Below are 25948 nucleotides of genomic sequence, written 5' to 3'. Positions count from 1 at the left end.
CCTTACGTTGTCGGTGTGGCCTTCGTGGGTTCGCGGCCGGGTGAGCCGGGAGCGATCGCCGTGCCGGTGAAGATCGGAAGCGCGACCACCATCGTCAACCCGCCGCCCGGTGTGTCTTCGGGCGTGAGCGTACCGCCCATACCCTCGACGAACCCCTTGGAGAGCGCGAGCCCCAGGCCGATCCCGGTCGAGTTGTCGGTGTCACCCTCGCGCTGGAAGGGCTGGAAGATCAGCTCTTTGCGTTCGTCGGGCACGCCCGTGCCACTGTCGGCGACACGCACCTGCAGCTCTTCACCGAAGACGCTGACGCTCAGTCGCGGTGGCCGTTCGTGCGGCGAGTAGCGCAGTGCGTTGGCGAGCAGGTTCACCAGCACGCGCTGCAGCAGCACCGGGTCGGCCATCACTGCAGGCGTTCCCTCTGGCACATCGAGTTCGACGCTGCCAGGCGGTGCCGACAATTCCTCGAGAGCGGCCGGCAGCAGGTCCTCGACATCCACGGCGCGAAGGGAGACACCGAGCACGCCGGCCTGCACACGTGAGACGTCGAGCAGGTTGGTGACCAACGCGTCGAGGTTCGCGAGGCTGTCCCTCGCCGTCTCGAGCAGGGCATCCCTGTCGAGTGCGCTCAACTCGAGACGAGGAGATCGCAGGCTGGTCACGGCGGCGGTCGCTGCGGCGAGCGGCCGGCGCAGGTCGTGGCCGACGGCCGCCAGCAGCGCTGAGCGCACACGATCGGTCTCGGCCAGGGGCTTCAGCTCACTCGCCGTCTCGCTGAGCTCGCGATGCTCCAGGGCGGCATCGAGCTGCGTGACGATCACGGAGAGCACGCGGCGGTCGGATGCCGTCAGCTCCGCTCCGTACAACTCCAGCGTTCCACGCTCCCCGACGCGCTCGACCGTGAGCGTACGGTGCCGCGCGTCCTTCCCGGCATCGTTCGGCAGCCCCTGCTCCGGCAGCACAGGCTCCGCCGGCAGTTCCTGCGCCGCCGGCACCCCCTCGACCAGCCCCTCCTCCGCAGGCGCCTGCTCTGCCGGTACCGACTCCTCCGAACGCCCCGTCTCCTCCGACAGGACCGTGCCGTCGTCGGCGAGCAGGCGCACGCGGCTGAGTCCGAACGCCTCCCGTGCTCGTTGCACGAGGGCATGCACGGCGTCCTCGCCCCGGATGACGCCGCCCGCGACCGTCGCCAGCACATCGGACTCCGCGGCTGAGCGTTGCGCCGCTCTCGTGCGCCTGGCCGCTTGGTCAACGACGAAGCTCACGAGCGCGGCGCCGACGACGTAGAGCAGCAACGCCAGCAGATGCACGGGCTCGGCGATCGTGATGGTGTAGATCGGCGCCACGAACAGATAGTCCAGCGTGAGTCCGGAGAGCACGGCGGCGAAGAGTGCGGGCCAGATGCCTCCGACGAGGGCGACCACGACGACGAGCAGCTGGAACGCGAGAACGTCGCTGGCCAGGGCGTCCGGGCTGCGGAAGAGCCACAGCAGCCAGCTCAGCAACGGACCGCCGACCAGCGCGAGCACGAATCCGTACACCCGGCGCCGCACGCTGAGCGCACCGCGTGCCCGCGGAAGCACGAGCTGTCTGCTGCCCGCGGCGGCGTGCGAGACGATGTGCACGTCGATGTCACCGGAGGCTCTGATCACCGTCGACCCGATGCCGGGACCGGTGAGTAACGCCAGGAGCCGCGACCGCCGCGAGACCCCGATCACGAGCTGGGTGGCGTTGACCGCCTTCGCGAAGTCGACGAGAGCAGTCGGGATGACCGACCCGACGATCTCGTGGTAGGCGCCGCCCAGTTTCTCCACGAGCGCACGCTGCTCGGCGAGCGCCCGCGGATGCCGCTCCCGCAGTCCGTCGTCGCTCACGACGTGCACCGCCAGCAGGTCACCACCGCTGGAGCGTGCAGCGATGCGCGCGCCCCTGCGCAGCAGCGTCTCGCCTTCCGGGCCGCCTGTGAGTGCGACGACGACCCGCTCGCGCGCCTCCCACTTGCCCTCGATGCCGTGCTCTCGCCGGTAGGTCTGCAGGGCGCTGTCCACCTCGTCCGCGAGCCAGAGCAGTGCGAGCTCGCGCAACGCCGTGAGGTTGCCGAGCCGAAAGTAGTTCGAGAGCGCGGCATCCACCCGGGCCGCCGGATACACGAGCCCCTCGGCGAGGCGGTCACGCAGCGCCTGCGGCGCGAGGTCGACGACTTCGACCTGGTCGGCGGCACGCAGCACGGCATCCGGAATCGTCTCCTGCTGGCCGATCCCCGTGATCTGCTCCACCACGTCGTTCAGCGACTCGATGTGCTGGATGTTCACCGTCGAGATCACGGTGATGCCGGCATCCAGCAGCTCGTGCACATCTTCCCAGCGCTTATCGTGCCTGCCGCCTGGGGCATTCGTGTGGGCGAGCTCGTCGACGAGGGCGACATCGGGGCGCCTGGCCAGCACGGCGTCGAGGTCCAACTCGGTGAGCGTGACGCCGCGGTAGCTCACGCTGCGACGCGGAACGACGTCGAGGCCATCGAGCATGGCAGCGGTCGCCGCCCTGCCGTGCGTCTCCACGACGGCGACGGCCACGTCTTTGCCCGCCTCGGCGAGTCGCTTGCCCTCTTCGAGCATGGCGTACGTCTTGCCGACGCCTGGGGCGGCGCCGAGCAGTACACGCAGCCTGCCCTTCGTCATTGCGATCCGCGTTCCTTCTGGCCTTCGTCTCCCGCTGGGTCCATCTTCGACAGCGCCAGGTTGAGCTGCAGCACGTTCACCGTCGGCTGTCCGAGGTAACCGAGATCCCGCCCCTGAATCCTAGACGTGACCAGCGCTTCCACCTCGGATTCCGGGATGCCCCGCGCCTTCGCCACCGCTGCGACCTGCAGCAGGGCATAGGCAGGGCTGATGTGCGGGTCGAGCCCAGAGCCTGAAGCGGTCAACGCGTCGGGCGGGATGCCCGCGGCGTCCGCCGCATCCAGTTTCTCGATCACCGCCTTGCGCTCCTGGACGGCCTTCGTGAGGTCAGGATTGTTCGGACCGAGGTTGCTCGGGCTGGAGGCGTTCGCGTCGTAGCCGGTTCCGGCTGCCGACGGGCGCGATTGGAACCACTGCGGCAGTGGGTCGCCCTTCTTGTCGGTGAACGACTGGCCGATGAGGCTGGAGCCGATCGTGGTGCCGTCGGCAGTGATGAGCGAACCGTTCGCCTTGGCCGGCATCGTCAGCTGGGCGATCCCGGTCATCACCAGCGGGTAGACGACGCCCAGAATCGCCGTGAGCACGATCATGGCGCGCACAGCCACCCAGTATTGGCGTGCGCTTCCCCGGAGTGTGGGGCTCATTGCTTGTCTCTTTCCTTCTGCGAGGTCATTGAATCGAGCGCGGGCATCCGCGTCAGAATCCGGGGATCAGCGCGACGACCAGGTCGATCAGCTTGATGCCGATGAACGGCGCGATGATGCCACCGGCGCCGTAGAGGAGCAGGTTGCGGCTGAGAAGGCGACTGGCCGACGAGGGGCGATATCGCACTCCGCGCAGAGCCAGCGGGATCAGGATCACGATGATGATCGCGTTGAAGATCACGGCGGAGAGGATGGCCGACGACGGCGAGTGCAGCTGCATGACGTTGAGCACCTGCAGCCCGGGGAACACGCCGACGAACATCGCGGGGATGATGGCGAAGTACTTCGCCACGTCGTTCGCGATCGAGAAGGTCGTGAGCGCCCCTCGAGTGATGAGCAGCTGCTTGCCGATCGAGACGATGTCGATCAGCTTCGTCGGGTCCGAGTCGAGGTCGACCATGTTGCCGGCCTCCTTGGCGGCCGACGTCCCGGTGTTCATGGCGACGCCGACATCGGCCTGAGCGAGTGCCGGGGCGTCGTTCGTGCCGTCCCCGGTCATGGCGACGAGCTTGCCGCCCTCCTGCTCCCGCCTGATGAGCGCCAGCTTGTCCTCGGGTGTCGCCTCGGCGAGAAAGTCGTCCACACCGGCTTCATCGGCTATCGCCTTGGCGGTGAGCGGGTTGTCGCCCGTCACCATCACGGTGCGGATACCCATGCGACGCATGTCTGCGAATCGTTCGACGAGTCCCGACTTGACGACATCCTTGAGGTGGATGACACCCAGCACCGTCGTCGCGCCGTCCGGCGTTCGCGTCGCGACCGCCAGCGGGGTTCCACCGGACTGCGAGATGCGCTCCACCAGGCGATCGAGCTCCGTCGCGACCGAGGGTGCGACCGTGGAGTACTGCTGCGCCCAGGCGGTCATCGCGCTCGCGGCCCCCTTGCGGATCTGCACACCGTCGGCGAGATCGACCCCGCTCATGCGGGTCTGCGCGGTGAACGGGACGACCTCGCCCGGTACCGACGAAGGCGGTGTGCGGCCGAGCGAGATCGCCAGTGCGACGACCGAGGAGCCTTCGGGAGTCGGGTCGCTGAGCGAGGCCAGCGCCGCGGCATCCATCAACTCGTCGACGGGCGTGCCCGCCACCGGGAGGAACTCGCTCGCTCGACGGTTCCCGTAGGTGATGGTCCCGGTCTTGTCGAGCAGCAGCGTGTTCACATCACCCGCGGCTTCGACCGCCCGGCCCGACATGGCGAGCACGTTGCGCTGAACGAGGCGATCCATGCCCGCAATGCCGATGGCCGACAGCAGAGCGCCGATGGTCGTCGGAATGAGACACACCAGCAGCGCGATGAGAACCGGAATGGTCGGTGTCGCGTGGGCGAAGCCGGCGACGGGCCCCAGGATGAGCACCACGACGACGAAGATGATCGTCAGGCTGGCCAGCAGGATGTTGAGGGCGACCTCGTTCGGCGTCTTCTGCCGACTGGCCCCCTCGACGAGATGGATCATGCGGTCCACGAACGTCTCTCCCGGCTTCGACGTGACGCACACGACGATGCGGTCCGACAGCACCCTGGTGCCTCCGGTGACGGCGCTCCGGTCGCCACCGGACTCGCGGACCACAGGCGCCGACTCACCCGTGATGGCCGACTCGTCGACGGAGGCGATGCCCCACACGATGTCCCCGTCACCCGGGATGAGGTCGCCGGCCTCCACTATGACGACGTCGCCGAGTCTCAGGTCTGCCGAGGGGACGGTCGCGGTAGTCGCGTTGAGGGCACCGGGGTCGTCCTCGCGATAATCGACGACCCGGTGCGCCGTCGTCGTCGTGCGGGTGGCACGCAGGCTGGCGGCCTGAGCCTTGCCGCGTCCCTCTGCGACGGCTTCGGCGAGGGTGGCGAACACCACCGTCAGCCAGAGCCACACCGCGATCCACCAGGTGAACGCAACCGAGGTCGTCGTTCCGCCGGACGCCGGTGCGCCGAGGAACGGCTGCACGATGGCGAGCAACGTGGTCAGGGCCGCACCCGCCTCGACGATGAACATGACGGGGTTGCGCCAGAGCTCACGGGGATTCAGCTTGCGCAGTGCCTCCGGGAAGCTCGTGACGAGCTGCCGCGGACTGAACGCGCCACCCCGGGTCTTGCCCGAATGCGGGCGCTGCGGCGTCGCGGCATCGTCGACGGCTGTGGTGGTCATGGCAGGGTCACTCATTTCACGGTCGCTCACGTTCAGTGCAGTCCTTCTGCAAGAGGCCCGAGGGCGAGTACGGGGAAGTAGGTCAGTGCGGAGATGATCACGATGGTTCCCACCAGCAGGCCGACGAACTGTGGGCGGTGGGTCGGCATCGTGCCCGTCGTGACGGGGATCTTCTCCTGGGCGGCGAGCGATCCGGCGAGGGCGAGCACGAAGACGATCGGGATGAACCGGGCGAGGAACATCGCCGCCCCGAGCGCCGCGTTCATCCACGGCGTGTTCGCGGAGATGCCGCCGAATGCCGATCCGTTGTTGTTGGCCGCCGATGTGAACGCATAGAGGATCTCGGAGAACCCGTGCTGTCCCGGATTGAAGATGGTGGTCTTCTCGACGCTTTGCGCGACGCCCGGAAGAGCGAAACTCAGCGCGGTGCCCGCGAGCACGATGGTCGGAGTGGTCAGGAAGTACAGGCTGGCGAGCTTCACCTGACGTGAGCCGATCTTCTTGCCGAGGTACTCAGGGGTCCGTCCCACCATGAGGCCGGCGAGGAAGACGGCGACGATGGCCATCACCAGGATTCCGTACAACCCGGCACCGATGCCGCCGGGAGCGACCTCGCCGGTCATCATGTTGATCATCGTCATCATTCCGCCGAGCGGCGTGAGGCTGTCGTGCGCGGCGTCGACTGCCCCGGTCGAGGTGAGCGTGCTCGTCGTGCCGAAGAGCGTGGTGCCGAGGATGCCGAACCGTTGCTCCTTCCCCTCCATGGCGCCGCCCGCGGCAGCGGTGGCCGCTCCCCCGGTTCCCGACTCGATCCAGGTGAACAGCGAGACGGCCGCCACGAAGATCGCGCCCATCGCTGCGGCGATCGCGTACCCCTGCCGGTTGTCGCCCACCATGCGCCCGAATGCGCGCGGCAGCGTGAAAGGCACCAGAAGCATCAGGAACACCTCGACGAGGTTCGTCCACGCCGTGGGGTTCTCGAACGGATGCGCCGAGTTGGCATTGAAGAATCCGCCGCCGTTGTTTCCGAGCAGCTTGATGACTTCCTGCGACGCGGCAGGGCCGCCGGGGAGCTGCTGCGTGCCGCCGGCGAGCGTGTGCACGGTCTGCAGCGCGTTGAAGTTCTCGATCACACCGCCGGCGACCAGCACGAGGGTGAAGATCACCGAGATCGGGAGCAGGATGCGCACGATTCCGCGGATCAGGTCGACCCAGAAGTTGCCGATGGTGCCCGACTTGTGCGCCGCGAAACCACGGACCAAGGCGATGGCCACGGCGAGTCCGACCGCGGCCGACACGAAGTTCTGCACGGTGAGGGCCGCCATCTGCACGGTGTAGCCGACGGTCGCCTCCGGTGCGTACGACTGCCAGTTCGTGTTGGTGACGAAGGAGATCGCCGTGTTGAACGAGAGCCCCTCCGGCACGGCCGGCAGACCGAGGGAATAGGGAAGCCATGCCTGCAGTCGCTGCAGCAGATAGACGATGAGCACGCCGACGATGGAGAAGGCGAGAACGCTGCGCAGGTAGACGGGCCAGCTCTGCTCAGAGGAGCAATCGACTCCGATCAGGCGGTAGACGCCGCGTTCGACCCTCAGGTTCTTGCGCGAGGTGAAGGTGTGCGCCATGTAGTCGCCGAGCGGCCGGTAGCAGATCGCCAGCATCAGTGCCACGGTGGCGAGCTGGGCGAGGAAGAGCCAGAACGTGAACACCTAGAACTTCTCCGGCTTCACGAGGGCGTACACGAGGTACACGAGGGATGCCGCGGCCAGAACCGCGGACAGCACGACGAAGAAGATCACAGCTTCTCCACCGCCCGCCCGACGAGCGCGACCACCGCGCCGAGCGCGGCGATGCCGAGTATGCAGACGACATCCAGCACGAGGATGCTCCGTTCGTTGACGCACCGCGATGGCGGCGGGCCGCGCTGTGCGGCCAAGCCACCATCGAACTCGTGCGGCACCGGCCCGCACGCCGTCCTTACGGAATCCACACGGGGTATCGCCGGATGCTCACGGATTCCGTACGTCTGGAGCGGCGAGCGCGGCTGCGATCAGCCGTCGGGTCCCCGGCTCACGCCATCCCGGATTCCGGGTGCGCCTCAGTTGACGCAGGGAATGGCGCCTGAGCTCATCGGCTGGTTCGGGTCGGTGTAGACGTTGGAGGTCGGCGTCGGCGTCGGACTCACCGACGGTGCGGCGGGCGCCGTGGTGTGCGACGTGGAACCGGACCGGGAGTGGTGTCCGGTGCGGCCAGAGCTCGGCTTCGGTGTCGGGCTCGGCGTGGACGACGCGTCGGACTGTGCGATCAGCTGGGCTGTGATGCTGTCGACCTGGGCCGTGTCGACCAGGTTGACGTCCTTCCCGTCTTCGACCCCGAAGCCGGTGATCGGCAACGTGGTGAAGGTGATTCCGCCGGCCGCGAAGCGGTTGGCGTCGGAGGCGAAACCCAGCAGGTCGAAGTCGCTGTCCAGCGCGATGTACTGCTTCGCCGTGTCGATCAACGTCTGCATCAGGGGGAAGTTCGTGAACACATTCTCATGACGGAGCTTGTAGGAGAGCGAGACGATGAACGCCTGCTGCCGTCGTTCCCGGTCGAGGTCGGTGAGGTTGACCGTCGAGTCGCTGGTGTCGCGGCGCTGTCTGACGAAGCTGACCGCCTGCGACGCCGACAGGTTCTGGTAGCCCTTGACGAAGTCCGCTCCGGAGTACGTGTCGGAAGTGGCCTCGTTCAGGCATACCTGGATCGGCTGCACGGCCACCGCCAGCCGATAGAACGCGGCCATCGTCACCTCGATGAAGTGATTGATCGGAACGTTGCCCAGGAACGTCGAGACCGTCGTGATCTCTTCCTGCCTGGCCGCGGTGCGTGCCTGCTGATAGGCATCCGCCCGTGAGAGGTTCGGCTGGGTGTTCACCAGATGGCGGAGCGTGTCGTCGAGCTGAAGGCCGTACGCCTCCTTGATCTTGCCCATCGACGTTCCGTCCGGACGGCCTGGCAGCGGCACCCAGTCGTCGCGGGGAATGGAGATCCCGACGGCCTTGCCCGAGCCTGCCGGGATGTGGATGAGCATCAGCACATTCGTGTTGTAGCCGCCGTCATCCTGATTCCCGGCGTGCAAGGCGTTGTACACGTCGGCGGGCAGCGCGTTCCCGTCCTCGTCGAGTCGGCTGTCCAGCCCCATGACCAGGATGTTCGTCGCCGCCGAGTTCTGCGCGACGCCCGGTACCTGGGCGGCCTTCGGCAGATGGATCACCGAGCGATGGATGCCCGTACTCACGTTCCAGTACTCGCTCACCACGAAACCGGCGGACGCGAGCACGAGCACGGTGAGCACCGAGCCGATGCTCAGCAGCCAGCGCCGGCGCAGCACTTTCCGGCGGCTGAGGCGTGCGCGATGGCGAAAAGCACGGCGGCCCGTGTCGGGCGAGACGTCTTGCATGGTCGTGAATTGTTCCGGTCCCCGCTGGGAGGTTCGCAGCTGCCCGTTCAGGAACAGTGCGTCAGTCCTGCGTCTCGTCCTGAGCATCGTTGTCGACCAGCACGACGTAGTCGGGGTCGACGAGCTTGACCGGGGCGTCGGGGATCCTGCGCGGGGTGCCGGTCAGACGCACGGTCTGCCCGGGTTCCAGGTCGTTGTGGGCCGCGCGGAAGGCGACGGTCACCGGACCCGAATCGGTGTCGATCGTTCCCGTGAGGCACATGCCCTCTTCACGATTGTTCTGATCGATGATGGTCAGCTCGCTGACGGTGCCCTCGACCGTGATGGCACTTTCCCGGCCTGTGGAGGTCGTCGTGCCGGCGGAGACGGATGCCGACGACGATTCGGGCATCGCACCGCGCACGGGGTCTGCCGTGACCTTGTTGAGCATCCGCTCCATGAACTGGGTCGGGCGTTCTTCGGGCAGGTGGGGCATGGCTGCGCGGATGTGCTGCTGCACGTCGTACGGCACGATCGTCGCGGCGGCTTGCGGCACGCGGCTGACGACTCGGGCGATGCGGTCCGCCGTTCGGTCGTGCAACAGGCGTCCGAGAATCGGTGCGTAGCTGCGTCGCGGAAGCAGGACGGTGACGTGCACGTCGCCCTTGTCGGTTTCGGTGGTGAGTCGCGTGACGAGTTTGTAGGCGGCGCGGGGCAACTGCCTGTCCGGCACGTCGATGAATCGCAGGGGCACCGTGATCCCGAACCGCTCCCAGCGTGTGCGGAGGCGCTCGGCCGCCTGGGTGTCGATCACGAAGTGCACGGCTTGCAGCCGATCGGCATGCAGGCTGCCACCGTAGCGCAGAGCCTCCACCGCGGCGAGGTCGAGGGTGGATACCAGCACGAGCACCTGGTGCTGCCCTGTGTCGGGGGCGTCGAGGCTGGCCGTCGTCACCTCTTCGAGTACCGCCGCCTCTGCCCGGTACTCCCGGTTCAAGCGGATCAGGATCATCACGAGCAGTGGAAAGACGATGACGATCAGCCAGGCGCCCTCGGTGAACTTCGCGACGGCGAAGATCAGCACGACGAGGGTGGAGAGGATCGCCGCGGACAGGTTGATCGTGAGCTTCAGTCGCCAGCGGCCCTCGCGAACGCGTCGGTAATGCTGACTCATGCCGAACCCGGCCATCGCGAATCCGGTGAAGACACCGATGGCGTAGAACGGGACGAGCGAGGTCACCGTGCCGCCGCTGACGATGAGGAGCACGACGGCGAGCACGGTCAGCACGATGATGCCGTTGGAGTACACCAGACGTTGACCCCGCTTGGTCAGCTGCCTGGGCAGGAACCGGTCCTCCGCGACGAAGCTGGCCAGGAACGGGAACCCGTTGAAGCTCGTGTTCGCGCCGGTGTACAGGATCAGGGCGGATGCCGCCTGGATCAGCACGAACATCACCGTGCCGAACACGCCCGAGCCGAACACGGCTCGCGCCTCCTGCGACAGAACCGACGGATATCCGGCTTCGTACGGCGTGGCATGGGTGAGATAGGCCAGCACCGCGATGCCGGCGATGAGGAACCCGAGGATGCACGACATCGCCAGCAGCACGCGTCTGGCGTTCACGCCGCGCGGCTCTCGGAACACCGAGACGGTGTTCGAGATCGCCTCGACTCCGGTCAGCGAAGAACCGCCGTTGGCGAACGAGCGGGCGATGGCCAGAATCAGCACGCCGACCTCGAGGCCCCCCAGGTGTCCCAGCGGAAGAGCGCCGTGCAGGTGCGTGGGGTCGGTCACCGGAAGCCCGACGGTGACGGCCTTGATGAGACCCACCACGATCATCCCCCCGACCAGCACCGCGAAGAGGTATGTCGGAACGGCGAAGGAACGCCCAGCCTCGCGAAGCCCGCGCAGGTTGGCGTAACAGATCAGGATGACGACGCCCACCGTGATCTCGAGACTGTAGGGCCCGAGGGCGGGGACTGCGGAGACGACGGCGACAGTTCCCGCCGCCGTCTGCACCGCCACCGTCACGACGTAGTCGATCAGCAGCGCCGCCGCCGCGACCTGCGCGACTCGGGGGCCGAAGTTGTCCCTGGCGACCACATACGATCCGCCGGCCTTCGTGTAGACCATGACCACCTGACGGTACGAAGCGGTCACCAGCACCAGAATGAGCAGGATCAGCCCCGTGATCGGCAGCACCAGGGTGAACGCCGCGATGCCGACCACCGGAAGCAGGCCGACCAGGATCTGCTCAGGACCGTACGCCGACGACGAGATCGCATCAGGCGAGAGCACACCGAGGGCGACCTTCTTCGACAGCCGCTGGTCGCGAAGCTGGGCGTTGATCATGGGCTTGCCCAGGAAGAACCGCTTCAACGCAGCGGACACCGATCCCGGAATCATGGTCGGCACCGTGGAGCGAGTATCACCGGGATTCACCAGCACAGCATGCCACCACGCGGCCCGCAGTCCGACATTCTTCTTTCAGCCTGGCCACAGGCATCCGATTCCCCCGATGGTGAGGTGTGCCTGGCCTTGCTGGCGTCACCACGGAATCGGTGTACGGTGGTCGGTGTTAGGCGCCGATCGTTAGCTGAGGCTCCTTCGCGAATACACGCCAGCGACCCCACACGTCGAGAGACGCTCCGGGTCAGGACAGGCTTCCCCGGCTTAAGGGGTTGCCCCGATTGGCTCCCGAATCATTCGGGTTGACGTCGCGAAGTGCCAAAGGTCTTACGTGGAGAGGCGAAGTCGGTTCTGAATCGACCTGCTTCGAGGTGCATGGCCGCGAGCTGGGAGGTGAACGATGAGCGACCACGATAGTCGGGCGTTCCGCACGCCCCCCACCAGCAACTAGGCGCCCGCCAGCCACAGGCGCCGCGCCGCGTGTGCGAGCGCACGCGCGCGTTTCCTCGCCCGTCGGCAGGTCGACGGTAGCGAGGTCGTGCCCCTTGCCCGCCCTTTCATCGAAAGGCGATTCGTCATGACATCACCCACGAACACTCCGACGCAGCCCACCGCCGCTCTCGACTCCGCACACCTCGGGAACATCGAGGGCGCGTTCGGCACCATCAAGATCGGCGACGACGCACCGCGCACCAAGCTGTCGGCGAAGCTGAGAACTCTCGTAGCAATCGTGGGGCCCGGCCTGATCGTCATGGTCGGCGACAACGATGCCGGGGCGTTCGGCACGTATACCCAGGCCGGGCAGAACTACGGAACGACGTTGCTGTGGACGCTGCTGCTGCTCGTGCCGGTGCTCTACGTGAATCAGGAGATGGTGCTTCGTCTGGGCGCCGTCACCGGCGTGGGTCACGCCCGCCTGATCATGGAGCGTTTCGGCAAGTTCTGGGGTGCCTTCAGCGTGATCGACCTGTTCATCTTGAACGCGTTGACCATCGTCACCGAGTTCATCGGGATCAGCCTGGGGCTGAGCTACCTCGGGCTGCCACAGGTGCCCGGCGTCATCGTCGCCGCACTCGTGGTCATCGCTGCGGTGAGCACCGGATCGTTCCGCCGCTTCGAGCGACTCTGCATGTTCCTCATCTTCGGCTCGCTGCTCTTGATTCCGCTGGCGATCCTGGCCCACCCTTCGCTGTCGGACATCGCGCGGGGATTCCTCGTTCCGGGTCTTCCCGCCGGTGCCGAGCTCTCGACGGTGATGCTGATCATCATCGGCATCGTCGGCACCACGGTGGCGCCATGGCAGTTGTTCTTCCAGCAGTCGTATGTGATCGACAAGCGGATCACCCCGCGTTTCATGAACTACGAGAAGGTCGATCTGTGGATCGGCATCGTGATCGTGGTGATCGGCGGCGCGATTCTCATGGCCGTGCCTGCCGCAGTGTTCGCCGGGCACCCGGAATTCGGGAACTTCACCGATGCCGAAGGCGTCGCAGCCGGGATCGGCAAGTACGTCGGCCGGGTCGCCGGCATCCTGTTCGCTATCGCGCTGATCGACGCATCGATCATCGGTGCCGCGGCCGTCGGCCTTTCCACCTCGTACGCCCTGGGCGACGTGCTCGGGCTCAAGCACTCCCTGCACCGCAAGGTGCGCGATGCGAAGGGCTTCTACGCCGCCTTCGCCGGGCTGCTTCTGCTCTCCGCCGTGATCGTCATCGTGCCGGGCAGCCCGCTCGGACTGATCACCGTCGGCGTTCAGGTTCTGGCCGGTGTGCTGCTGCCCTCTGCGACCGTCTTCCTCCTTCTTCTGTGCAACGACAAAGAGGTGCTCGGGCCGTGGGCGAACCGCCGGGGTCTGAACATCTTCACCTCGGCGGTCATCGCTGTGCTGGTGACACTTTCACTGGTACTCACGGCCAGTGTCATCTTCCCGGCCATCACCGGCGGTCAGATCGTGCTGATCCTCGTCGCCGGAGGCGGGATCTCGCTACTTGTCGGCGTGGGTTACGGCGTCTACCGCCTGCGTCATCCGGCCTCAGTGGACCCGACAGAGGTGCCGCGCAGCCAGCGGGCCTCGTGGCGCATGCCGCCGCTCGCGCTACTGGGCGCGCCGAAGCTTTCCGCCGGCCGCCGGTTCGGGCTCAGCGTGCTGCGCGCCTATCTGCTGATCGCGATGATCCTCGTCATCATCCGTGTCGTCCAGCTCGCCCTCGGCCATTGATTCGGCGCACATAGCCCGCTTGCTCTTGAAAGGAACTCGGAAGAGATGAACGATGCAACCATGACCGACCTCCCCGTGCGGCGGTATCTGTCGACCATGCTGCGCCAGCCGATCAAAGATCCCCGCGGCAACCAGATCGGCACGCTCGCCGACCTGATCGTGCGCCTGACCCCCGACGGCTACCCCGCAGTCACCGGAATCGTGGCGAGAGTCGGCTCGAATTCCGTCTTCGTTCCCACGACGGGAGTGACGCGGGCCGACGACGACGAGATCGTGCTGGGCAGCGCCACGCTCGACCTGCGACCGTTCGAGCGCCGCGAGGGCGAGGTGCTGCTCAAAGAGGCAGTGCTGGGCCACCGGCTCATCGACGTGGAGAACGCCCGCCTGGTGCGCGCCTACGACGTCGCGATCGACATCACCCACGGAAGCTGGCTGGTGGCGGGCCTCGACGTTCACGCACGCAACTGGTTCTCCAGAACCGGCCACGGCAGCGCGCATCCCTACCGCGACTGGACCTCGTTCGAAGCGCTGATCGGGCACGAGCCGTCTGCCGCTGCCAGGTCGCGATTCAAGCGGCTCAGGGGGCTCAAACCTGCGCAGATCGCCGACCTCATCGAAGACGCTTCCTCCAACGAGCGCGACGACCTCTTCGACCACCTCCACCGCGACCCGGAGCTGGAAGCGGATGTGATCGAGGAGCTCGACGACAATCAGCAGGCGCAGGTGCTGAAGCGACGCGGCGACGCCGAGATCGCCGCTGTGCTCAGCCGGATGCATGCTGACGACGTCGTCGACGCCATCCTCGACCTCCCGCAGGAGCGCCGGCAAGCAGTGCTCGACGCGCTTCCCGTCACCCAGCGGCGCGATGTCGTGCATCTCATGGCCTACCAAGAGGCAAGCGCCGGCGGCCTGATGGGTGTCGAGTACCTTGCTCTGCCGGGCGACGTGTCGGTACAGGATGCCTGGACCGCCGTCAGGCGCGCCAAGACGCAACTGCCTCAAGCGCTGACGACCGTCTACGTCACGGATCGCTCCGGCCGTCTCGAACGCTCGATCAGTCTCGTCGCTCTCGTCCAGGCCGACGCCACGGACAGCCTGTTCGATGTCGCCGAGAACGACCCGATCACCGTGACGCCCGCCGACGACATCATCGAGGTGGTGAACGTCATGGCCGACTACAACCTGCTCACTGTGCCGGTGATCGACGAGAACGCGCATCTGCTCGGGGTCATCACCGTCGATGACGCGCTCGAGGCCGCCATCCCCGACGACTGGCGGCAGCGGCAGCGGCAGCGGCAGCGGCACTCCAGCTGATCCCGCCGCAGCGTCCCCCGCCCGACACCACACAGAGGTCGACGTGCCCGACCAAGCCGTTCAGGGCAGGCACATCGACCATGATCCCCCTCGCGCGCTCAGTGCGAGGTCCGGTGAAAGCGCACGCATCATGACCATCAACGACCTCGAATTCGTACTTCGACTGCTCCTGGCGACAGGATGCGGACTCCTCATCGGCCTGGAACGCCAGTACCGGTCGCGCACGGCCGGCCTTCGGACTCAGACCCTGGTCTGCGTCGGTGCCGCTTCGTTCGTGCTCTTCGGCATCCAGGCCGGAACGCCGCAGGCCCCGCTGCAGATCACCGCCTACGTGGTGTCCGGCGTCGGATTCCTCGGTGGTGGCGTGATCCTTCGGCAGGGCTTCACCGTTCAGGGCCTCAACACGGCCGCCACCCTCTGGTGTTCTGCCGCTGTCGGCTGTCAAGCCGCGGCAGGTCACGTCATTCCAGCGCTGACGACGACAGCGCTCGTGATAGTGATCCACCTGCTGCTGCGGCCTCTTGGACGACTCGTCGACCGCGCCCCCGCATCCAAGTCCGACATGGTGTGCGCGTACACACTCCGCCTTCGCGTTCTCGACAGCCACGAACCTGAGGTGCGGGCCCGACTCTCTGCGGCGCTCGCCGACCCTGACTTCGTCGTCCGTGCCATGACAAGCCACGTTGACGAGAACACAAGTGATGGCCCACGACTCCTCGATCTGCAGGCGGAGCTTCTGCTCGAAGGCAACGCGGCGACCCGGCTCGACCCGCTCATCACGGACCTCGGTCAGGAACCTGGAGTGCGCGGCATCTCCTGGCGCTCCGACGACCCGGAACCCATCGCAGACGACGACGGTCGACGACGGACCGGCAGGGTCACCTCGTTCCTGTCGATCACGAGGAAGACTCACGATGCCTGACTTCGGAAACCTGGAACTGGTCGCCTACGAGACTCAGGAGGAAGATCTGCCGGGCATCGCCCGGAAGATCTCTCCCGACATCGTCATCGTCATCGCATCGCCGCACGATCACCCGACTGTCGACCTGCTGTTGTCCCGGCTCCGTCGACTCCCCCAGGAAATCGTCTTCGTCACCGTCGACCAGCCGGGACCGGACACGTGGCGCATCGACGGAAAGGATTCGGGTCGGTACTTCCACGACAGTGTCGCGCCGTTCATGATGCAACGGCAGCAGGTACTCATGATCGGGCCGGCCGAGTTTCTGCAGAGCCTGACCGGGAGCAGTCACCTGGCTGGAACTCACGTGAGCCAGCAGTCGGGCCGCTTCCGAATCGCGCTCGACCGGGACATGCACCCGCGCCCGGGCGACGCACCGTACGGCCACGAGCGCACGCGATGAGGACGAGGAGCACGGGCGAACCTGCAGCGTCACGCGAACAGGCAGCGGGCTGGCCGGGTCGTCGGCACCGGCGCAAACGTGCTCGGAGGACCGCCGCCGATGCTTCACGACGACCTGATCCCTCGGACGACCGGGTTCGCGTCGACGCGCTTCGTTGCTACACGTGGGTGAGTTCTCAGCATCCGACGCCGCTTCTTCGGCTTGCTGTACACGAGTGTTCTTCATGATCGAGAGCGACGCACCGGCTCGCAGTGGTGATTCGAGCGGTGGGAGAGGCAGTCACGATGACGGATAGCCAGTCGCGGCGTTCTCTGCGCACGGACCGGCGGCCGCAGGGGATCGCCCGGCACGGCAGGCTGCATCGTCGACCATGGGCGACCCTCGGCAAGGTGGTCGCCTCGGTGGTCGCCGTCGTCGTTGTCAGCGCTGTGGGCATCACAGGTGTCGCGGCGGTCAACCTGTTCAGCGAGACCAAGCACTCGGTACGGCTGGTGGGCGAGGCCGCGCACGGTGGCGCGATCCCGAGCATCGCGGCGCTCAAGGGTGGCGTGAATGTGCTCATGGTCGCCTCCGACACGCGTTCCGACCAGGGCGGTTCCTGGGGACCGCTGTCGGACAGTTCAGGTGCCGGCAACAACGACGACAACGTGCTGATCCATCTCTCCTCGGACCACACGCGGCTCACGGTCGTGCAGTTTCCCCGAGACTTGGAGATCCCGATCCCCTCCTGCACGGCATCCGACGGGAGCACCATCTCCGCGCAGGACCAGAGCATGCTGAACACCACCCTCTCCGAAGGCGGCCTCGCGTGCGTGGTGAGCACGATCTCGCAGATGACCGGAATCAGCATCCCGTTCGCCGGACTGGTGACTTTCGAAGGTGTCGTCGCCCTGTCGAACGCTGTCGGGGGCGTGCCGGTGTGCATCGGCGGTCAAGGCATCTACGACCCGTACACCAGCCTCAAGCTGCCGCCAGGGGAGGTCACCCTCCAAGGGCAGTCCGCCGCCGAGTTCCTCCGGACCCGGCACGGGGTGGGCGACGGGTCGGACCTGGCGAGGCTGAGCAACCAGCAGGTCTTCTTCGCCGCCCTGGCCCGCACGGTGATGAGCGCCGGAACGCTGACGAACCCGATCAAGCTGTGGGGGTTGGCGAAAGCGGCCACCAGCAACATCACCCTCTCCGACAGCTTGAACAACGTCGCCACGCTCTACCAGATCGCCTCAGCCATGAAGGACCTGAAGTGGAGCAACATCACCTTCATGCAGTACCCGATCCTCACCGACCCGGACAACTCGAACCGGGTCATCCCCGACACGCAGTCGGCGCGCGCGCTCGACCAGGCGATCATCAACGACCAGCCGGTGCAACTGACCGGCGGAACCGGCGACGGATCGGTCACCTCCGGAACTTCACCCGCCACGCAACCGACCACCACGCCGGCTCCAGCATCGTCCGCGCCAGCATCGGGTGGCGCATCGACGTCATCGGCGAGCCCTTCGCCGTCGGCCGTCGCGCTGAGCGGAAACGTGCACGGTCAGACGGCCGCGACGCAGACCTGCTCCAACGGAGCCGGCTAGGGCGCCGAAGCCCTGTCGGTACCGTCGACCCTCACGCTGCGAGGGCCCGCGATCAGACCGCGAGCTTGGTCGGCGCACCACGCGGTCGCGCTCGCTTGAGGAGCGTGACGATGCCGACCACCAGCAACAGAAGGATCCCCGTGGTGCGGATCCACGCGTGCAGCACGGGTAACGGGGTCAGCACGTAGGTGGGCGCGTAGACGGCAGCCGCTGCGAGGAGCGTGAACCAGGGCAGCCGTTCACGGTGCAGGGTGAGGTCGCAGACCAGTGCCGCAATCAGCAACTCGACGTCGTAGTACGCCTTCACACTGGGATCCAGCACCAGCCGCACCGCGAAGGTGGCCAAGAGCACACCGCCCATGGATCGCCCCCGAACGGCGATGAGGGCGAGAATCAGACCGATCCCGATCTGAGCGCTCCGGCACCACCAGGGAGTGGTCGATCCGGTGAACGGCAGCAGCGTGAGGCTGGATGCCTGGTCGACGGGAATTGCGTACGCCGCGGCGTTCATGCTGTGCAGCGTGTCGACGAGGAACGGACCCCAACACGCGCCGATCACGAGCGCCCACAGGGAGAGCGATGGCAGCCAGGTGCGGCGCGGGCTGAGAAAGACGAGCGCGACCAGGGGCACCGCCCAAGGTTTGGCGTCGACACTCAGCCCCAGTAGCACCGCCACCAGGATCGGGTGCTGTCGCCGGTGCGCCAGAAGCGCACCGGCGATCAATGCGAGCGCGAGTGCGTCGTCGAGGTGACCGTAGCGCACAGCCAGCTCAGCCCAGGCGAGAGACGCGATCCCGGCGCCGATCCACCAGCACGCCGCCGCGCGGGCTGTTGCGATCGGCAGTGCACGCCGAAGCATGTCGAGCGTGATCACGCCGAGCGCGAGCATGATCGCGACGGCCACCGCAGATCCGGCGGCATTCGGAAGTGCGGCAAGGGGTGCCGAGACGAGGAACGTGAGCGGCCCGAACTGCAGATCGGGATGGCTGGCGTACGCGGTGAGGAGATTGCCGTCCAGAACGATCCGTCCTGCGGTGCGGAAGAACCGCCACGAAATCGGCGCGGCCGTCAGGTGCGGTGCTGCAGCCGCGATGACGAAGATCACGAGCGTGAGAACGGGGCGGCGTCCCAGAAGACGCACGAACCTCCCGAACATGGACCGTGCCGCCTCGGCCGCGCCGCGCCGCGCATCCGAGGCGGGAGCGTGAACCTGAGTGACGCCCACCGGGGCGGTCGAGGGCGGCGGCTCGAGAATGTCCTGCGCATCACCGTAAGGAGCAAGGCGTGCCGTGGCGCTTGACTCAGTCATCGGAAAGCTCAGTCATCGGAAAGCTCAATCATCGGAAAGCGGCAGTCGAAGGAGGAACATCGCCCCGGATGCACCGTCAGCGCGGCCGTGCGCGGTGAGGGTTCCGCCGTGTGCGACGGCGATCTGCCTTGCGATGGCGAGACCGAGCCCGAATCCGCCACCGGTGGTGACCCGCATGCGGGAGTCGTCCAGCCGGCTGAAGCGCTCGAAGATGACCGACCGGTGTCGTTCGGCGATGCCGTCGCCGTCGTCGGTGACCATGACCTCCGCACTTCCGGCAGCGGTCTGCAGTACGAGGTCGACGTTGCCGGTGGCGTGTTCGTATGCGTTCTCGGCGAGGTTGCGCAGCAGCCTGCCGAGATCGCGACCGGAACCGTGCACGCGGGCCGCTTGCACGTGTACGCCGATGGTCTTGCCGCCGAACTCCCGGAGACGTCGGGCTTGCGCGAGAACCAGGTCGTCCAGGTCAACGGCCGACCATGTGCTCGTGGCCTCTGATTCGGTGCTGCGGGCGAGGAAGAGGAGGTCTTCGGTCAAGGTGGTCATCCGGTCGGCCTCGTGTCTGACTGTGACGAGGGTTTGCCGCATCTGCTCGGGATCGGAGCCGGCCAGGGCGACGTCGACCTGCGCGCGCATTCCGGCGAGAGGGCTGCGAAGCTCGTGCGAGGCGTCGCCGATGAACTGGCGTTGCCGGGTCGCCGCGGCGTCGAGGCGGTCCAGCATGCCGTTCATCGTAGCGGCGAGACGGGATATCTCGTCACGGCTGGCTGGTATGTGGAGGCGTTTGGAGAGGTCGGAGGCGCCGATCTCCGCTGCTTGCCTGCGAATGCGTTCCACGGGACGAATCGCAAGGGAGACCGCACCCCAGACGGTGAAGCCGACGATGATCAGCACGATGGGCAGCCCGATCGCGAACAGCGTGATCAGATTGTTCGTCGCAGCATCGACCTGAGACAGCGATGTGGCGGTGTATACCCAGCCGGGGCTCCCGTTCACGGTGGCGGGCAGGGCGAGAACCCGGAATTCGCCGCCGGTGTCAAGCGGAGAGTCGGTCAAGGTCATGAACGTGGTGCGTCGGTCATCGGGCGGCGACCTCAAGACGGGATCCTCCCCCTCGATGTTCGCCGTCGCTGCGACCACTGTGCCGTGATTGTCGATCACCTGCACGAGGGATGCCTGCCGCGGCGGAGTGGCGATGGTGTGCGCGATTCGGGTGTGCGCCTGCGCTGCGACGTTCTCCGCCCTGGCGAGCAGCGAATCGTCCACCCCGGCCACGAGCGAGCCGTGCAGCACGAGCACCAGCACCACCGCACCGCTCACCAGGGTCAGCGCGACCACGGTGATCGCGGCCGCGGCGACCCGGGCTCGGATGCCCCACCCCCACCTTCGAATACGCGGCGTGGTCACCGACGCCCTCCCGCCAGGTCGGTGTTGTCCCTCATCCGGTATCCGAGCCCCCGCACGGTTTCGATGTCGGCACGGTGGAACGGCTTGTCGAGCTTTCGCCGCAGATAGCCGATGTAGACCTCGATGACGTTCGAGTCGACGTCCAGTTCCGCGTCCCACACATGGTCGGCGATCATCGTCTTGCTCACCAGCTGGCCTTTTCGGCGCAGCAGGAACTCGGCGAGAGCGAACTCGCGGGCCGTGAGCACCACTTCCTGCTCGCCGCGCCAGCATCGTCCGGTGCTCGGGTCGAGGCGGAGGTCTCCGGTGGCCAGGAAGGGCGCCCGTTCGGCGGGGGCGCGGCGCAGCAGCGCTCGCAGACGGGCGAGAAGAACGACGAACGAGAACGGCTTCGTGAGATAGTCGTCCGCACCCAGGTCGAGCGCGTCGGCTTCGTCGTATTCGCCGTCCTTGGCGGTGAGCATCAGGATCGGGACGCCGATGTGCGCTGCCCGCAGTTCGCGACAGACCTCGTACCCGTTCTTGCCGGGAAGCATGATGTCGAGCACGAGCACGTCGAAGGACTCTTCTCGCGCCCGCCACAGGCCGTCGATCCCGTTGTCGACGGCCTCCACGACGAACCCTTCGGCCCTCAGGCCGCGGCTGACGGCGTCGGCGATGGCGGGCTCGTCCTCGACCAGCAGTACTCGCATCCAGTGCGCCTCCTCGTTCTAGATCCGCCCGGTCGCGCCCTCTCAGTATCCAGGCAGAAGCGTCTCAGACCGTTGCCGGGCGAGCTGCTCCCAGTCGTTTGGCGAACGTTCTTATCCGCGTCTTATCCAGACTTATCGGTGTCTTATCCGTCCGATCGACGCTGTGTCTTGTCGAGCATCCGATCGACCAGAAAAGGAGACGACCATGAACAAGTTCACGAAGATCGCCGCCGGCGGCGCTCTCGCTCTCGGCCTGATGGGAGCAGGGATCGGTGCCGCGAACGCGGGCAACCTCCCGCTGCCCTCCGCAACACCCGGTTCGAGCAGCCCCGGTGTCCACAGCGTCACGAAGGACACCGACACCGAAGTGCCGGACGCGAACGAACAGCCGGAGAAGCCGGAGACGGCCGAGAGCGCCAAGAGCGACGGCAACGACGGCGGCCACCAGGATCAGAACGGGGTGGACGTGCAGCACGACGGCGGGCCGAACGAGAAGTAGCGCACGTCGAAGGCGGCTTGCCCGTGCGGACCCGTACCCGTGTCCCCCGCTCCGCGCGGGCAAGCAGCACCACCAAGCAGCACCACAGAGATCACGCGAACCGCCCTTTCCCGGTCCGCACACCCTGGAAGGAGACGCGCATGAGCGGCGCACTCGCTGCCGGTCGTCTCCGCCTGCCTCGAGGCCGCATGGGCCGGATGGGTCGGATGGGTCGGATCGGCCGATTCCTTCGAGCCCGTCCCTTCGGCCTCACCGTAACGGCCCTCATTCTGCTGCTTGCGGTGCTGCAGCGCCCACTGTTCGGCACGGCGGCTGCCATGCGGTGGGATGTCGGCACCGGGTTCGAGCCCCTTCTTCAAGACGGGCACTGGTGGAGCCTCATCACGTCGCTCTTCTTCACGGCCAACACCGGATGGCTCGTCGTCTCGTTGCTCCTGGCCGCCGTCGTGCTCGGAGTGGTCGAGCCCCTGATGGGCACGTCTCGGACCGTGCTGGTGTTCTTCGCGTCCGGTATCACGGGCACACTCGGCGGCATCGGCCTGCAGTGGCTGGGGAGCGGCAGCGGAGAGTTCTGGTCCAGGCACACGACCGAGTTCATCGCTTTGGACCCGCTCGTCTCGGTCGTGGGCGTGCTGATGGCCGCCAGTTGTTTCACCGGAACACTGTGGCGACGCAGGATACGGATGCTCACCCTGCTGATCATCCTGGTGGTGCTGTTGTACTCGGGACAGCCCAGCGACCTCTACCGGCTCTTCGGCGCTCTCGCCGGTCTCGGCCTCGGCCAGCTCCTGAGCCGTCGCAGGATCACGGCACGATGGGCACGGGGCTCGCAGCACGAGATACGGGTGCTGATGTCTGCCGCGGTCGCGATCACGGCGATCGGCCCTGCCGTCGCGCTGCTCTCCGCCTCGCGGTTCGGACCTCTCGCGCCGGTGGTGCAGCTCCTCTTCCAGCAGGCGCCTGACCCGCAGACAGTCGCACGGTGCCAGGTGTTCAACGTGACGACGCATTGCGTCAGAGCGCTGACGCTTGCCCGAATCGACAATCCGGGCGCCATCGCCGTTTCCATCGCGCCGATGCTGCTCCTGCTGATCGCCGCGGCTGGCCTGCTTCGAGGGCGACGGTTCGCCGTCTGGGTCGCCGCGACCGTCAACGCAATGCTCGGCGGCCTCAGCGCGTTCTACTTCGGTTTTCTTCCGCTCTCCGGCGCACCGTACGGGATTCCCTGGCGCTCCAGCGCGAGCTGGGAGGTCACGGCCGGCATCGTGCTCTCCATCGCGCTGCCCCTGATCATCGCGGCCGCACTGCTGATCGCACGACGCAACTTCACCGTGCCTTCGACAAGGCGTTCGGTCACCGGCTACGCCGCGGTGGTCGCAGGATCGGGCGTGATGCTGGCGGGCTTGTACGTCGCGGGCGGACTTCTGCTGCGCGACACCGCGTTCACCGCGGTCGTGGGTCTGCCGAGCTTGCTGGGAGACGTTCTCGAGCGTTTCATCCCCGTGTCGTTCCTTCGCCAGGAGACACTCGAGTTCCTGCCCACCACGACGCTCGGCACCGTGCTGTACTACGGCATCGGCCCGGCATTCTGGCTGATCGCGATCGTGGCATCGCTCTGGCCGCTCGTGCGTACCGTCGATCGAGCCCTTCCCGGGAACAGCGGCATCGTGCGGGAGCGGCTCGACCGGGCAAGCGGGCCCCTCTCCTTCATGACCACCTGGCCGGGCAACGCTCACTGGTTCGACCCGGAAAGCGCCGCCGTCGTGGGGTACCGATTGGTCGGCCGGGTTGCGCTCACCATCGGCGGACCGTTCGGGGCCACCGCCCGGCACGACGGTGTTCTCCATCGTTTCACCCGGTTCTGCGACGACAACGGCTGGATCCCGGTGTTCTACAGCCTCGAGGGCGAGTGCCGAGGATACTTCCGTTCCATCGGATGGCCCGCCCTCGTCATCGCGGAGGAGACGATCATTCATCCCGCCGGCTGGAGCACGACAGGAAAGAAGTGGCAGGACATCCGCACCTCCATCAACCGCGCCGAACGAGCCGGCATCACCGCAGTGTGGACCGCCTTTCATGAGCTGCCGCTCTCGCAGGCGCATCAGATCGCAGAGATCTCGGAGCGATGGGTGGCCGACAAGGCGCTTCCGGAGATGGGATTCACCCTCGGCGGGCTCGAAGAACTTCGCGATCCCGACGTTCGCCTGATGCTGGCCGTCGATGCGACGGGGGGCGTCCAAGCGGTCACGAGCTGGCTGCCCTCGCACCGGAACGGAACGGTGGTCGGGTGGACTCTCGACTTCATGCGCCGCCGCGACGACAGCCAGCACGGGGTGATGGAGTTCGTGATCGCGAAGACGGCGGAGCGGATGCGCGACAACGGCATCGAGTTCCTCAGCCTCTCCGGCGCACCCCTCGCCCACACCGACGGCGCCGAGGCGGCCGACCGCATCGACCGACTGCTGGGTCTGCTCAGCGAGTCCTTGGAGCCGATGTACGGATTCCGGTCGCTGCTCAAGTTCAAGCGCAAGTTCCAGCCGGACTTCCGCCCCCTGATCATGGCCTACCCAGACCGGGCCCTCCTGCCCGAGATCGGGCTCGCCCTCACCCGCGCATACCTGCCCCAGCTGTCGTTGCGGAGCGCCGCGGCGCTGCTCCGACGGCAGAAGCCGTCTGAAACGGAGGATTCGGCGGTTCGTCAACGCGAATCGGTCAATGCTTGATATTGTGTGATTGCTCGGTGCTCGTCGAGTAAACGTGCTCGTCGAGTACGTATCTCATCGAGTACGCGCTCATCGAGTACAGGGGGGATGCGCCTATCGGGGCGCCTCGCCAGGTTCGATTTCCTGGATCCTCCACCACTTGACGTGATCGACTACGTCATCTTGATCGTGCAGAGTTCCCCGTCGGGCGACCCGGTTCACGGCATTCCCGTCGACAGTCCGAGCCTCGGGTAGAGCAGTCCGAATCCTTTCCGCAGTCCCCCGTTGAGAGCGCGCAGCACGTGGCCTCCGTTGGGCACCTCGTAGTAGACGGCGTCCATGCCGGCGTCCGACGCCGCGGCATATGTACGTCGTACACCGGGGAGGTAGGTGTAGTCATTGGACCCGACGGTGAAGACCCCGAATGTTCCTGGCAGCTTGATCTTGGCGAGGATGTTTATCGGCTTCTGCGCGTCATACGCGGCCCGGTCGCCATGAAAGATGTTTCGCAGAACAGGCGCCGGATAGTCGCTGCCGGGAAACTCCTCGCCGGAGATGTCCAGCACGTTCGACCACAGCTTGGGATGCTTGGCGATCATCGAGATGGCACACTGACCGCCGTTGGAATACCCGGCGATCGTCCAGTAGCGATGATCATGCGTGACGTTCAGGTTCGCGAGAGCCCAATCCACGACATCTTTCGTGATGTATGTCTCGACCCGGCCGAACTCGGTCGTGTTCAGGCACAGCGTGTCCACCGAGGGGCTGCCCAGCTGATCGGCGACGATCACGATCGGAGCCAGGCCGTTGTGCCGGGCGGCGAACTCGTCGAGGATCTTCGCCGCGAAGTGCGGGTCGGGGTTGCCCGGCTGCCCCATCATCATGATGACCAGGGGAAGCGCGGGAGCGCCGGGAACCAGCGCGGCCGGCGGGAGGTAGATTCCGGCCGGTCGGGCGTGGAAGCCGGAGACCGTGCCCGGGATCACTTCGGTGCCGACTCGCCCCTGGCGCGGCATGTCCGACGGCGGCTCCCAGGTCGCCGCCAGCGGTTTGTAGTCGGAGACCATTCCGGCCGCGGCGGTCGGTGGTGTGAGGGGAATCGGGTGCGGCACGGTCACGCCGAGGAACTGGCCGAATGTGCGGTCGATCCCGAAAACAGCGTTGACGGCCGCGGACCCCGTGACGAGGAAGACGATCACCGAGAGTGCTGCGATCGCCTTACGCCACCACCGGGAGCGCCACAGATTGGCGACTGCCACGGCGACCGCTACGAGGGTCGCCGCGAACCAGAAGTAGACCACATGGCTCAGCGGGATCGGCACGACGTGCATCCATCGCACGAGGATGAGCCAGGTCACGACCGCGAGCATCCCACCGCACGCCACGGCGGCAAGACTCGTCACGAGCCACCGTTTCGACGGTGGGCGCACCAGAAGGACGACCAGGAGTGCCCCAGACAGCGCGAACATTGTGACGATGAACGGGCCTGTCACGATGTTCATGGAAAGGATCGCGTTGA

19 protein-coding genes and 1 riboswitch are annotated in these 25948 nt (G+C 66.7%); of the genes, 7 read left to right on the top strand and 12 right to left on the bottom strand.

All coding sequences use genetic code 11. The features are described 5' to 3' along the window. Positions 1 to 2: 2 nt before the first annotated feature. The 8 genes from ACYVDK_RS15000 to ACYVDK_RS14965 form a co-directional block, all read right to left on the bottom strand. On the bottom strand, positions 3 to 2675 hold the full coding sequence (locus ACYVDK_RS15000; RefSeq protein ID WP_460523158.1) for an ATP-binding protein: 2673 nt from the start codon (positions 2673 to 2675) through the stop codon (positions 3 to 5). Beyond that, the gene (gene kdpC, locus ACYVDK_RS14995) at positions 2672 to 3319 is read right to left on the bottom strand and encodes a potassium-transporting ATPase subunit C (RefSeq protein ID WP_460523156.1); all 648 of its coding nucleotides are present in this window, start codon (positions 3317 to 3319) and stop codon (positions 2672 to 2674) included. The genes ACYVDK_RS15000 and kdpC overlap by 4 nt, the downstream gene beginning before the upstream one ends. Positions 3320 to 3371: 52 nt before the next feature. Beyond that, the gene (gene kdpB / locus ACYVDK_RS14990; RefSeq protein WP_460523154.1) at positions 3372 to 5522 is read right to left on the bottom strand and encodes a potassium-transporting ATPase subunit KdpB; all 2151 of its coding nucleotides are present in this window, start codon (positions 5520 to 5522) and stop codon (positions 3372 to 3374) included. Between the two features lie 32 nt (positions 5523 to 5554). Beyond that, positions 5555 to 7183, bottom strand: coding sequence for a potassium-transporting ATPase subunit KdpA (gene kdpA / locus ACYVDK_RS14985; protein WP_460523234.1), 1629 nt, complete (start codon positions 7181 to 7183; stop codon positions 5555 to 5557). A gap of 48 nt (positions 7184 to 7231) precedes the next feature. Further along, on the bottom strand, positions 7232 to 7321 hold the full coding sequence (gene kdpF, locus ACYVDK_RS14980; protein WP_459410415.1) for a K(+)-transporting ATPase subunit F: 90 nt from the start codon (positions 7319 to 7321) through the stop codon (positions 7232 to 7234). Beyond that, positions 7318 to 7458 (bottom strand): hypothetical protein, encoded by a 141-nt coding sequence (locus ACYVDK_RS14975; RefSeq protein WP_460523152.1) that lies wholly within the window; start codon positions 7456 to 7458, stop codon positions 7318 to 7320. Before ACYVDK_RS14975 ends, kdpF begins: the two co-directional genes overlap by 4 nt. A 162-nt stretch (positions 7459 to 7620) precedes the next feature. Further along, positions 7621 to 8961, bottom strand: a complete 1341-nt coding sequence (locus ACYVDK_RS14970) for an LCP family protein (protein WP_460523150.1) — start codon at positions 8959 to 8961, stop codon at positions 7621 to 7623. Positions 8962 to 9022: 61 nt separating this feature from the next. After that, positions 9023 to 11383, bottom strand: coding sequence for an APC family permease (locus ACYVDK_RS14965; RefSeq protein WP_460523148.1), 2361 nt, complete (start codon positions 11381 to 11383; stop codon positions 9023 to 9025). A gap of 139 nt (positions 11384 to 11522) precedes the next feature. Beyond that, positions 11523 to 11694, top strand: a riboswitch (M-box (ykoK) riboswitch). 233 nt (positions 11695 to 11927) lie between these two features. Here ACYVDK_RS14965 and ACYVDK_RS14960 point away from each other — a divergent pair. From ACYVDK_RS14960 to ACYVDK_RS14940, 5 genes are all read left to right on the top strand, one after another. Then, positions 11928 to 13568, top strand: a complete 1641-nt coding sequence (locus tag ACYVDK_RS14960) for an NRAMP family divalent metal transporter (RefSeq protein WP_460523146.1) — start codon at positions 11928 to 11930, stop codon at positions 13566 to 13568. 60 nt (positions 13569 to 13628) lie between these two features. After that, entirely contained in the window at positions 13629 to 14882 is a 1254-nt protein-coding gene (locus ACYVDK_RS14955; RefSeq protein ID WP_460523144.1) for a magnesium transporter MgtE N-terminal domain-containing protein, read from the top strand. 130 nt (positions 14883 to 15012) lie between these two features. Continuing rightward, complete coding sequence (locus ACYVDK_RS14950) at positions 15013 to 15804, top strand: MgtC/SapB family protein (RefSeq protein WP_460523142.1); 792 nt, start codon at positions 15013 to 15015, stop codon at positions 15802 to 15804. After that, positions 15797 to 16243, top strand: a complete 447-nt coding sequence (locus ACYVDK_RS14945) for a hypothetical protein (protein ID WP_460523140.1) — start codon at positions 15797 to 15799, stop codon at positions 16241 to 16243. Before ACYVDK_RS14950 ends, ACYVDK_RS14945 begins: the two co-directional genes overlap by 8 nt. Positions 16244 to 16527: 284 nt before the next feature. Next, the gene (locus ACYVDK_RS14940) at positions 16528 to 17820 is read left to right on the top strand and encodes an LCP family protein (RefSeq protein WP_460523138.1); all 1293 of its coding nucleotides are present in this window, start codon (positions 16528 to 16530) and stop codon (positions 17818 to 17820) included. A 52-nt stretch (positions 17821 to 17872) separates the two neighbouring features. On the opposite strand, the gene ACYVDK_RS14935 is transcribed toward ACYVDK_RS14940, so the two are convergent. From ACYVDK_RS14935 to ACYVDK_RS14925, 3 genes are read right to left on the bottom strand one after another with little or no spacing between them, the layout of a single operon-like run. Then, entirely contained in the window at positions 17873 to 19129 is a 1257-nt protein-coding gene (locus ACYVDK_RS14935; protein WP_460523136.1) for a hypothetical protein, read from the bottom strand. A 24-nt stretch (positions 19130 to 19153) separates the two neighbouring features. Then, positions 19154 to 20536, bottom strand: coding sequence for a sensor histidine kinase (locus ACYVDK_RS14930; RefSeq protein WP_460523134.1), 1383 nt, complete (start codon positions 20534 to 20536; stop codon positions 19154 to 19156). After that, positions 20533 to 21228 carry a response regulator transcription factor gene (locus ACYVDK_RS14925; RefSeq protein ID WP_460523132.1) on the bottom strand — a complete coding sequence of 232 codons (696 nt, stop codon included), beginning with the start codon at positions 21226 to 21228 and terminating at the stop codon, positions 20533 to 20535. Before ACYVDK_RS14925 ends, ACYVDK_RS14930 begins: the two co-directional genes overlap by 4 nt. A 205-nt stretch (positions 21229 to 21433) precedes the next feature. Between ACYVDK_RS14925 and ACYVDK_RS14920 the strand changes: the two genes are divergently transcribed. After that, the gene (locus ACYVDK_RS14920; RefSeq protein ID WP_460523130.1) at positions 21434 to 21727 is read left to right on the top strand and encodes a hypothetical protein; all 294 of its coding nucleotides are present in this window, start codon (positions 21434 to 21436) and stop codon (positions 21725 to 21727) included. 140 nt (positions 21728 to 21867) lie between these two features. Then, a complete protein-coding gene (locus ACYVDK_RS14915; RefSeq protein ID WP_460523128.1) occupies positions 21868 to 24450 on the top strand; it encodes a bifunctional lysylphosphatidylglycerol flippase/synthetase MprF in 2583 nt (860 codons plus the stop codon). A gap of 197 nt (positions 24451 to 24647) precedes the next feature. Here ACYVDK_RS14915 and ACYVDK_RS14910 read toward each other — a convergent pair whose 3' ends face one another. Then, a complete protein-coding gene (locus tag ACYVDK_RS14910) occupies positions 24648 to 25931 on the bottom strand; it encodes an alpha/beta hydrolase (protein WP_460523126.1) in 1284 nt (427 codons plus the stop codon). Positions 25932 to 25948 lie beyond the last annotated feature (17 nt).

It is taken from the genome of Humibacter antri (genome assembly GCF_054777235.1).
The sequence above is the reverse complement of the archived record's forward strand: the minus strand, read 5'-3'. Positions and strand labels throughout refer to the sequence as shown.

Excerpts from the sequence above, each read along its gene's own strand:
- ACYVDK_RS14970 (WP_460523150.1), bottom strand. The coding sequence starts at position 8,961 with ATGCAAGACGTCTCGCCCGACACGGGCCGCCGTGCTTTTCGCCATCGC.
- ACYVDK_RS14940 (WP_460523138.1), top strand. The coding sequence starts at position 16,528 with ATGACGGATAGCCAGTCGCGGCGTTCTCTGCGCACGGACCGGCGGCCG.
- ACYVDK_RS14955 (WP_460523144.1), top strand. The coding sequence starts at position 13,629 with ATGACCGACCTCCCCGTGCGGCGGTATCTGTCGACCATGCTGCGCCAG.
- ACYVDK_RS14945 (WP_460523140.1), top strand. The coding sequence starts at position 15,797 with ATGCCTGACTTCGGAAACCTGGAACTGGTCGCCTACGAGACTCAGGAG.
- ACYVDK_RS14925 (WP_460523132.1), bottom strand. The coding sequence starts at position 21,228 with ATGCGAGTACTGCTGGTCGAGGACGAGCCCGCCATCGCCGACGCCGTC.
- ACYVDK_RS15000 (WP_460523158.1), bottom strand. The coding sequence starts at position 2,675 with ATGACGAAGGGCAGGCTGCGTGTACTGCTCGGCGCCGCCCCAGGCGTC.
- ACYVDK_RS14915 (WP_460523128.1), top strand. The coding sequence starts at position 21,868 with ATGAGCGGCGCACTCGCTGCCGGTCGTCTCCGCCTGCCTCGAGGCCGC.
- kdpB (WP_460523154.1), bottom strand. The coding sequence starts at position 5,522 with ATGACCACCACAGCCGTCGACGATGCCGCGACGCCGCAGCGCCCGCAT.
- kdpA (WP_460523234.1), bottom strand. The coding sequence starts at position 7,183 with ATGCTGGCGATCTGCTACCGGCCGCTCGGCGACTACATGGCGCACACC.
- kdpC (WP_460523156.1), bottom strand. The coding sequence starts at position 3,319 with ATGAGCCCCACACTCCGGGGAAGCGCACGCCAATACTGGGTGGCTGTG.
- ACYVDK_RS14920 (WP_460523130.1), top strand. The coding sequence starts at position 21,434 with ATGAACAAGTTCACGAAGATCGCCGCCGGCGGCGCTCTCGCTCTCGGC.
- ACYVDK_RS14960 (WP_460523146.1), top strand. The coding sequence starts at position 11,928 with ATGACATCACCCACGAACACTCCGACGCAGCCCACCGCCGCTCTCGAC.
- ACYVDK_RS14935 (WP_460523136.1), bottom strand. The coding sequence starts at position 19,129 with ATGACTGAGTCAAGCGCCACGGCACGCCTTGCTCCTTACGGTGATGCG.
- ACYVDK_RS14950 (WP_460523142.1), top strand. The coding sequence starts at position 15,013 with ATGACCATCAACGACCTCGAATTCGTACTTCGACTGCTCCTGGCGACA.
- ACYVDK_RS14910 (WP_460523126.1), bottom strand. The coding sequence starts at position 25,931 with ATGAACATCGTGACAGGCCCGTTCATCGTCACAATGTTCGCGCTGTCT.